At 67.4% G+C, this 6,969-nt stretch carries 7 protein-coding genes and 1 pseudogene; 5 read left to right on the top strand and 3 right to left on the bottom strand.

The window, feature by feature from the left end:
* A partial coding sequence (locus FLX08_RS39370) for a DUF4240 domain-containing protein (RefSeq protein WP_142625353.1) occupies positions 1 to 486 on the bottom strand: 486 nt, incomplete at its 3' end.
* Positions 487 to 662: 176 nt separating this feature from the next.
* On the opposite strand from FLX08_RS39370, the gene FLX08_RS39365 reads away from it, so the two are divergent.
* From FLX08_RS39365 to FLX08_RS42770, 3 genes and pseudogenes are all read left to right on the top strand, one after another.
* Positions 663 to 971 (top strand): type II toxin-antitoxin system prevent-host-death family antitoxin, encoded by a 309-nt coding sequence (locus FLX08_RS39365; RefSeq protein ID WP_142625352.1) that lies wholly within the window; start codon positions 663 to 665, stop codon positions 969 to 971.
* Positions 972 to 974: 3 nt separating this feature from the next.
* Positions 975 to 1,493, top strand: a complete 519-nt coding sequence (locus tag FLX08_RS39360) for a type II toxin-antitoxin system RelE family toxin (RefSeq protein WP_142625351.1) — start codon at positions 975 to 977, stop codon at positions 1,491 to 1,493.
* Between the two features lie 28 nt (positions 1,494 to 1,521).
* Positions 1,522 to 1,623: pseudogene (locus FLX08_RS42770) on the top strand (peptide-methionine (S)-S-oxide reductase MsrA); the annotation flags it as partial.
* Positions 1,624 to 1,737: 114 nt separating this feature from the next.
* Here FLX08_RS42770 and FLX08_RS39350 read toward each other — a convergent pair.
* Positions 1,738 to 2,340 carry a hypothetical protein gene (locus FLX08_RS39350; RefSeq protein WP_142625350.1) on the bottom strand — a complete coding sequence of 201 codons (603 nt, stop codon included), beginning with the start codon at positions 2,338 to 2,340 and terminating at the stop codon, positions 1,738 to 1,740.
* Positions 2,341 to 3,008: 668 nt separating this feature from the next.
* On the opposite strand from FLX08_RS39350, the gene FLX08_RS39345 reads away from it, so the two are divergent.
* Positions 3,009 to 5,081: a WD40 repeat domain-containing protein gene (locus FLX08_RS39345; protein WP_167530762.1), complete on the top strand. Its 2,073-nt coding sequence runs from the start codon at positions 3,009 to 3,011 to the stop codon at positions 5,079 to 5,081.
* Between the two features lie 397 nt (positions 5,082 to 5,478).
* On the opposite strand, the gene FLX08_RS39340 is transcribed toward FLX08_RS39345, so the two are convergent.
* A complete protein-coding gene (locus FLX08_RS39340; protein ID WP_142625348.1) occupies positions 5,479 to 6,204 on the bottom strand; it encodes a MerR family transcriptional regulator in 726 nt (241 codons plus the stop codon).
* Between the two features lie 63 nt (positions 6,205 to 6,267).
* Between FLX08_RS39340 and FLX08_RS39335 the strand changes: the two genes are divergently transcribed.
* Positions 6,268 to 6,954 carry a hypothetical protein gene (locus FLX08_RS39335; protein WP_142625347.1) on the top strand — a complete coding sequence of 229 codons (687 nt, stop codon included), beginning with the start codon at positions 6,268 to 6,270 and terminating at the stop codon, positions 6,952 to 6,954.
* Positions 6,955 to 6,969 lie beyond the last annotated feature (15 nt).

Raw genomic sequence — 6,969 nt, 5'->3', positions numbered from 1 at the left:
GGCTTTTTTGACGGCGGTGTAGAGAACGTCCACATCCGCGCCGGTGACCTGCTCATAGGCGTCCAGCGCCACGTAGGCAAGGAGTTCGAAACCCGGGTACTCCTCGTTGGACCACGGCAAGCCGCGACGACGTTCGGTAAACCAGCGTCGCTTCAGGCCGAGAAGGTCCATAACCTGCGGCAGTTCCATGACGCGATCCGGGCAATCGGCGACTTGGTCGTATGCCTCTCGGCCCAAGCTGATGAGCCAGTAGACGAAATACTCGAAGCCGTCCGTTGATTCGCGTCGTAACAGGTGACAGCTCAGCGCGTACATGTCACATGTACAGCTGCGGTTCGCATTGAGCTCCCACCACATGTGGTAATCGATGATCTCGTCGACGGGAAGTTGGCAGAGTTGGGCCTTCAGCCAGGCCAGGCGCTCCTTCCTGCTGGGTGTCTCTCTGCCGGCACGCTCAATCAGTTCCCAGAACCGGTCCTCGTCCACGAGAAGCGATAATGGCACGGCGTTCACGCCATAGTTCAGCGGAAGCAGTCACCGTGAGCAGTGCACATCCGGGAGGTGCGCAAGCTGCCCATATGCGGTCCGGCGTCCGTGATCGCCATCGCCGAACGACGGGGCATCTCCTGCCTGTTCTGTATAGATTGCTGTACAGTAGTTGTGTGGCCGTGCTGCACGAAGCTGCGGAGTTGAGCGTGACGGAAGCGGCTCAGCGTGGGGTGGCCCGTCTGGTCGCGGATGCTGAGCGTGGGACGGATCTGGTGGTGACCCGTCGGCATCAGCCGGTGGCGGCCGTCGTCGGCATTCGTCGCCTGCAAGAGTTGGAGGAGGCCGCCGCAGATCTCAGGGACTTGGCGCTCGTGCTCGCACGCTCGGTGACCGACACCGGAGAGCGTGTCCCGCTCGATGACGTGCTCTCCGCTTTCGGGCACACGCGGGAGTCGCTGGCCGCGCTGCCGGAGGACGAGTAGCCCGTGTCCGACGTCGTCTTCACGGCTCCGGCGGTTGATGACCTGCGGCGGATCGGGCCTGATGCCGCGCCGAAGGTGCTGAAAAAGGTTCTTCTGCTGCTGGAGAATCCGGAGGCCGGCTATCCGCTGGGCGGGGAGTTGACCGGCTTTCGCAAGCTCGTGGTCGGGCGTGACACCTGGCGGGTCGTCTATCGCATCATGGACGACAAGTCGATCGAGATCTGCGAAGTATGGGCTGTGGGCGAGAGAGCCGATGGTGAGGTCAACGCCGAGGCCACAGCCAGGGTCCGTGCCGCCGGCACAGGGCGTCCGGAGGTAGTGCTGCTAGGCCAGATCATCGATCGCCTGGGTGCGCTGGCCGAGCACATTCGCGTCGAGCAACCGCCTCCTCGGGAGCCCGTGCCGGATTGGCTGGCGGACCGCTTGATTCACACCGTCGGCATGTCTCGTGAGGATGTCGCCGCTCTCGACTTGCAGCAGGCGGTCGACCTTTGGGCTGACTTCCGGTCCAAGCCACGCTAGCGGCGACTTATTGCCCGAAGAGAACCGCTACCACCAGCAATATCTTTTTAAGGTGCCGAACGGCTACTGCGGCATCGGCGGCACCGGAGTCGCCTGCCCCGTCGGCCTGACGACCTCTAGTGGGGAGTAGCGGGAGCGTGAGACCTCCGGGTGGGGTCGCGCTGCTCGGAGGTCTCATTCGCTCTCGCCCGGATGTCGGTCTTGGTGTCGCCGCAGAGGGCCTTTTCCCGGCGCTGTGGCTGAGCTAGCAGACGCCGGGCAACCTACACACCTTGGTGGCCATCTTCCTGGCGTTTTTGGTCAGCCGGCCGGGGTTGTAGATTCCCTCGGTGGTCGTGTAGATCATCAGTGCGCTGCCCCTGCGCGCGACGATGCCGGTGATCGTCGCGTTCACGCTGCCGTCCTGCCAGGTCTGATAACCCATGCCTATGGACTCGTCTCCCGCCTTGGCCTTACTCGTCCGCCAACGGATCTTTAGTTCGGGCGCCGACGGGTCGCCCTTCCGCGCGCACCGCTTGGCCTCGGCCCGCAGACGGGTGAACGCGGAATGGGCGGCACGGAGGCTCTTGTAGATGACGAGCTGTTCAGAGGAGTAACCAGGTGCGCTGGTCCAATGCGTGATCGTGCGGATTGCCGCCCGATCGCGATCGACGGCACGCCGGTGCTCGCACGGGTTCAGCTCCAACGGCTCACTGAGTTTGTCGCTGATCTCGTAGCCCTGTTCTTCCGCTTCAGCGGGGCTCAGGTGTCTGCGCGCGTCGCGCTCGTTGATCAGGAAGTTCTTCGGAATCTCGATCGCGGTCGCCGGGGACAGCGCTAGCAGCAAGGAGAGTGTCACGCCGATCATGAAGAGTTGGATGCCGACAAGAACTGCTTGGTTCTCGGTCTTCTCACCGGATCGACTCAAACACGAAGAGTCCCCACGTCATCGCGGCTTCGGCGACACGGGCGTCTCCCGCCCGTCAGCCTGACCGCCGGCGAAGCATGACCTGTGGTATCCGACTGATCCTGGCCCTCGGTCGCCCGGCCGGCCCGGCGCTGATCGAGGGCCAGAGCCGTTTTCGGCGAGGCTTTTCTCCATAAGGTCAAGGCGAGCCACCTGCGGCGGCTCGGGGTGCGCCGGGCGGTCGGCGGGCCGGGCGTACGGCTCTCCGGCCGGCTCCGACGAAGCGCAGAGATCTCGGCAAGGCGCCGGCAGCGACCGCGCCGGCAGGGGTGGCCCTGCCCAGTGTCCGGACGTGGACGAGACGAGGGTCGCCACGCTGACCAGCATCACCCTGCATGGCACCCATATGCACGGGTCCCCGGATGCCTTCCATGGTGCAGCCGATACGGAGCGCGGATCTCATCTCCGAATCCGAGGGGGCGGCATCGGAACGTCCTCCGGTGATGCTCGGGCCGGAATGCTGCGAGGTGCGTCTGGTCCCGTTTTCCTTCCGGCGGATCACGTCGGGGCGACACTGCCGGCGGGGGATGCGGTTTATGCTCGGGAGCGATTCGGCGACAGGGGTTCGGATGGTCTTTCGACGGCTGCCACCCATCCTCGCCGTGCTGGTTCTGGCCGGGTCCGTGCCGCTGGCCTCGGCCGGGTCGACCGTCGTGAGTTGGCCCCGGGCGGCCACCACCTGCCAGGAGACGTCACCCGGTGGCGTTCCCGCCTCGTTCGCGGCGCCGGTCGCGATCGACATGGGCGGTCACTCGGACGTGACCTCGGTGGCCGTGGGTGAGCTGGACGGCCGGCCCGTCGCGATCAGCGCGGGTGCCGAGCACACCATCCGGATCTGGGACAGGGCCACTCTGAAACCGATCGGCGATCCGATCCCCGGCGACGGCCCGGTGGCGTACGGCACCGTCGACGGCAGACCCGTCATCCTCGGCCGGAGCCACGGGGCGCTCCAGAGGTGGGACGCGACCACTCGGCTGCCCGTCGGCGGACCGCTCCCCGCCGGGCGGTTCCGTGCCATCGCGTTCGGCGAGTTCGACGGCAGGCCGATCGCCGCCGCGGCGGGCATCGACGGCGCCCACGTGTTCGATCTGGCGACCGGCCGCCGGATCGGTCCGCCCATCGGCACCGGGATCTTCGGCGCCGTCGCGCTGACACGCGTCAACGGCGTCCTGCTCGTGCTGAGCGGACAGGGCGACGCTGTGATCGCCTGGGATCCGGTGTCCGGAAAACCCGTCGGGAAACCGCTCACTCTTCAGAGCGAGTTCATCCAGACCATAGACACGATCGGGACGACCACGATCGGCGGCCGTCCGGTGGCCCTGATCCCCACGGCCGATCTCGGGGTGATCCGCTGGGACCTGGTCACGCGTGAGGCGACCTTCCACTCGCTGAAGGGGAGTTTCGGCCCTTCGTCGCTCGCCGTGCTGAACGGCCGGACCGTGTTCGTCGCGGTCGAAACCGCCAGGGGCATCGCCACCGACAGTTACGGATCGAGGCTCCGAAGCTCGATCGCGGTCATCGATCCGGCCACCGGTGAGAAGGTATCGTCCTTCGAGATCCCGGGGCACGTCACGTCGCTGGCGGTCGGTGATCTCGGCGATCGTCCCATGATCGTGACCGGCGGGCGCGACAACGCCGTCCGCGCGTACGATCTCGCCACCGGCCGGGAATCCGCTCCTCCCGCCACCGGGGGACCCAACGGTGACATCTACGGGGTGAACGGCGAGCTGCACGGCAGGCCGATCGTGGTGGCCCAAGGGAACGGTGACGACAGAGTCCCCGGCGTGTGGGATCTCGGCAGCGGCAGGCCGCTGGACGCGCCGGTCAGGCTGCCCGGGGGCATCACCTCGTTCGCGACCGGCGAGTACGGCGGACGAGCGGTTCTGGTCGCGGGGATCGGTTTCGGAGACTCCTCGATAAGGGCATTCGATCTTGCCAGTCGCATGCCGATCGGCGAACCCCTCATCGGCTATGACGGCTTCGTCAACGGCGTCGCGTTGACCGAAGCCGATCGCCGGGCGCTTGTGGTCGGAGCGGTCGACGAGGACGGCGCGGCCGGTGACTCTTCTTCTCGGGGCGCGGTACGCATCTGGGACTTTCCTTCGGGAGCGCTGCTGCACGATCTCGCCGTCAAAAACGGCCCAGCCGGACAGCTGGCCCTCATCCGCCTCGCCGGCCGGCCGGTCGCGGTGACCTTCGGCGCCACCCGCGCCCGGCTCTGGGACGTCGGCGCGGGAAAGCGGATGGCATCGTTCCGCATCGCGAAGACCGAGCACTCGGCCCCGGTGGAGATCGCCTTGTTCGACTGTACGACGGTCGCGATCGTGGCCACAGGCAGGACCGTGGAACTCTACGACCTCGCCACGGGCAAGCAGGTCGAGCGTCCGTTGCTCGGCCACTCCAAGCAGGTGAACAACATCGCCTCCGGACGGGTCGCTGGTGTCCCGATCGCGGTCACCTACTCGCCGCAGGACAGGAGCATGCGGGTCTGGGACCTCACGACCAGCCGGCAGGTCGGGACGCTTCAGCGCCCTTCCCGCTACCTCGGCTCTCTCTCGATCAGCTATCTCGACGGCCGCGCGGTGCTCGTCGGCGGCGGCCGCGAAGCGCTGTGGACCTGGGATCTGGGGCCTGCCGCGTAATACCGTGCCATGATCATCGGAGCGTCGCCGATGCCGTAACGAGCGCCACGTCCTACCGGTCGGCGCGGCGTCCACGCCACCGGCCGAGACACTCGCGGGGACGCCGGGTCCGCCGCTGCCCTCTTCGTGCGGGCCGCCTCGCCACAGCGGCTCCTGCCCCTCACAGATGGTGAGGTCTACGGCGAGGCCACGATTTCAAGGTGCCGAAGGCTACCGCGGCATGGCCGTACCAAGGTCAAGCTAGGTGACCCATCGAGGTGGGGCGCCTGCCCGACGGGTCTGGCCCCGATTGAGGAGTAGCTTCACAGATCTCGCCGGGCGGCTCACGCCCGGGCGTGAGCCGCCCGGCTATCCGGCTCCGGTTCGGTGAGTGGGAGGCGTGTGAGGAGCGGTCGAGTCAGGCCGAGAGGGTGTGTGGTTGGGGGTGTACGGATACTTCGAGGACGACGGCGTGGGCGCCGTCGGCGTCGACGAGGTGTTCTTCCACGGTAGGGCCGGTGATGGCCAACCGGTGGCGGTGCAACCATCCGAAAAGGTCCTGCCCGGCACGGACCACGTCTGTGGAAGGCGGAACGACGGCTCGCACGACGGTGCGGGCGGGCAGGGTAAGCGGCTCGCCGTCGTGACCGGTGGTCACCGCCGCCGTGAATCCGCCGGTCGGCTGCCCGCGCAGCCACGTCAGCAGGGTCGCCGGCGGTGCCGGGCACAGGGCGGCGAGCTCGGATGGATGATCGAGGCGCAAGCGGCGTACGCGTAGGCGGCGAGAGCCCAATGTAGTTTCCTGGGGCAGGATCGACATTGGTGTGGCAAGGCGGTCCTCGGCGTGAGCCGCGGCGGCGGCAAGAGCGGCGATGTCATGTTTGATGCCTGTCACGATCTCGGTCAGGGCCTGTCGCAGCTGTGCCTCAGGAGCGTCGAGCAGATCGGCGATCTGGCGTAACGGCAGGCCCAGGCGTTGCATGCCGCGGATGCGCTCCAATCGCGACAGCTCGGTCACGCCATACCAGCGATAGCCGGTGGATCGGTCTACCGCGGCAGGGGGCAGCAGTCCGATCTTGTCGTAATGGCGCAGGGTCCGTTCGGATACGCCGACCATGCGCGCCAGTTGCCCGATCCGCCACACCCCTGGCTCCTCTCCCCGGCATGTTGACTTTGTCCCTGCGGCAAGGTTCTACCGTCACCGTCCATGACCGATTCGAATCCTCGGACCCGGCTTATCGGTGTCCTGCTGTTGACCTCATTGGTGGCCATGATCGCCGCTGCGGCCATCGTGGTGCCATCGGGGTTGACCCTGACTTCAGCCGACCCCGATGCTGCGCTGGCCGCGGTGGGTGAGCAATCCGCGCTGCATCTGACCGAGCTGGCCTTCGACGTGCTGGGCTGGCTGGCACTGACCGCGGCCGGGCTCGTGATGTCCGCACGCTCCGCCCAGGCACCCGAACCGCACGTGGTGACGCTGGCCGGCGGACTGCTGGCCGCCGCCGGGCTGGCAGGCTTGCTTCATGACGCCGGGAACCTGGCGCTGACCCAGTTGGCCGCCGACCCCACCGCCCCGGCGGTCGTCACCGTGGCCTGGGCGGTGCTGCTCACCGCCAAGTGGGCGGTCAACGTGGCCGGGCTGCTGTGGGTCGCTGCCACCGCCGCGAGCGCGGCCGGCATCCCGATGTCAGTCGGGCTTCGTGCCACCGGAATGACCGCCGCACTTGTCGGCCTGGCCGCGGTCGTGCTTCCGTGGACGACCGGGACCGGCGGCCCTACGGGGGCGCTGGAACAGCTGGGGTATGCGCTCCACATGCCCGTCATGATTTGGTACGGGGTCCTGGGCTGGCGGTATCTGCGCAGGCAGCCTGTGGTCGTGGCTGTTTCGGCGTGAGTTCGGATCCTCGGT

Source organism: Microbispora hainanensis, from assembly GCF_006874475.1.
Lineage (GTDB): Bacteria > Actinomycetota > Actinomycetes > Streptosporangiales > Streptosporangiaceae > Microbispora > Microbispora hainanensis.
The sequence above is the reverse complement of the archived record's forward strand: the minus strand, read 5'-3'. Positions and strand labels throughout refer to the sequence as shown.